Below are 1,099 nucleotides of genomic sequence, written 5' to 3'. Positions count from 1 at the left end.
TACCACCCGTTCCCATCCCGAACACGGAAGTTAAGACCTCCTGGGGCGACGATACTGCAAGGGAAAATAGCACGTTGCCAGGTAATTAAGAACAGAGCATCTATTTTGGTGCTCTGTTTCTTATTTGGTTTCCATGCGATTGGTGGACAATAGGGGTATTCTTAATTAAGAACGGATAGTGACTGAGGTGCCAGTGGGGATAATTCTAGCGAGCTCTAAGACATCTTTATTAAGCATGCGGATACAGCCTTTAGAAACTTGTCTGCCAATTGACTGAGGATTATTTGTACCATGGATTCCATATCCAGGGATGCTGAGTCCAAGCCACATCACACCAAATACGCCTCCGGGATTTGGTACTTTACTAATGATTTCATAAGATCCGATTGGAGTAGGTGTCGCTGTTTTTCCGATGCCAATCGGATAGTTCCTGATAATTTGACTGTCTTTGGACACATAAAGCTGACGTTTATTTAAAGAAAGCATAATCGAATACATGTTAATCACCTCAGTTTATACTATTTGCCAGGTCTTTGTTTGGTTAAAAATTTAATAAAATATATGGACTAATTTCAAAAAAAGCAGTATGGAATATAATGGTAATACAAAATCTAAATCTACTTTGTTTAAAAAATTTATACGAGGAGGTAACAAAAAATGCACCTTTTTGGAAAAGGCTTTTATTCGTATGCATGTACGTGTTATTATCCAGTGATTTGCTTTCCGACTATGCCCTGCTGTAATGTTCCTTATCAGCAAAAGACAGTACAATACCGACAAACAGAGCAATATCAACAGACCCGATTTACTGGTGGCAAAGGTTAATTAAGAAATGAGGACAGAGCATCAATGGGTGCTCTGTTTCTTATGTGCAGAGGGGGTTTTATATGCACAATTGGATGGAGAAAAATGAAGATCGTCCATCACATGAAGATCATCTATCCACTTGACAAATCATTCTGAATACATTAGTATCCTGACTTTTACAGCAAAAAGCAAGAAAAAAGACCGTAATCCCTTGGTATCGGTGAGATTGCGGTCTTTCTGTTTTTTCATAAATATGTAGGGTAAAACCTCATTTTTTGGCTTGTGCCAAAAT

At 38.3% G+C, this 1,099-nt stretch carries 1 protein-coding gene and 1 rRNA gene; one reads left to right on the top strand and one right to left on the bottom strand.

What is annotated here, in order from left to right; genetic code table 11:
• Positions 1–83, top strand: a 5S ribosomal RNA gene (gene rrf, locus OKX56_RS09240); the annotation flags it as partial.
• A gap of 82 nt (positions 84–165) precedes the next feature.
• On the opposite strand, the gene OKX56_RS09235 is transcribed toward rrf, so the two are convergent.
• Complete coding sequence (locus OKX56_RS09235; RefSeq protein WP_019226694.1) at positions 166–498, bottom strand: L,D-transpeptidase; 333 nt, start codon at positions 496–498, stop codon at positions 166–168.
• Positions 499–1,099: the final 601 nt, after the last annotated feature.

The organism is Dehalobacter sp. (assembly GCF_030063005.1).
GTDB lineage: Bacteria > Bacillota > Desulfitobacteriia > Desulfitobacteriales > Syntrophobotulaceae > Dehalobacter > Dehalobacter restrictus.
Note: the sequence above shows the minus strand (reverse complement) of the source record. Positions and strands in the feature narration are given on the sequence as shown.

Excerpts from the sequence above, each read along its gene's own strand:
- OKX56_RS09235 (WP_019226694.1), bottom strand. The coding sequence starts at position 498 with ATGTATTCGATTATGCTTTCTTTAAATAAACGTCAGCTTTATGTGTCC.